We start from the raw sequence: 302 nt of genomic DNA, 5'->3' as shown, positions 1-302 counted from the left end.
GCATCCACATAAGTCTTCGATTGAATACCATCAAAACCATCCCCTTCAGTAATTGTTCCAGATGCATATAAGACTGCAATTTTATCTTTTTCAGATTTATCTGATAAGGTTTCAAAATAATCTTCTACTTTTATGGTATGTTTTTCAAGAACTTCAAAATCAGTTTTTGATTTTTCTTCTTTCAGACCAAGTTTTGTGAATAACATTTTTTGATATTCATTTTCTTGCGCCAATACATCATAAATCTTATTTTCTTTTCCTGTTTCTGGGATGAAAGCATACAAACTATCTGTTACTGTAGT

General features: G+C 30.1%; 1 protein-coding gene. It reads right to left on the bottom strand.

The window, feature by feature from the left end:
- Positions 1-302 (bottom strand): hypothetical protein (locus QWI17_RS21650; protein ID WP_302724618.1); only part of this gene is annotated, 302 nt, incomplete at both ends.

This window comes from Gilvimarinus gilvus (genome assembly GCF_030518155.1).
In the GTDB taxonomy this organism is placed as follows: domain Bacteria; phylum Pseudomonadota; class Gammaproteobacteria; order Pseudomonadales; family Cellvibrionaceae; genus Gilvimarinus; species Gilvimarinus gilvus.
The sequence above is the reverse complement of the archived record's forward strand: the minus strand, read 5'-3'. Positions and strand labels throughout refer to the sequence as shown.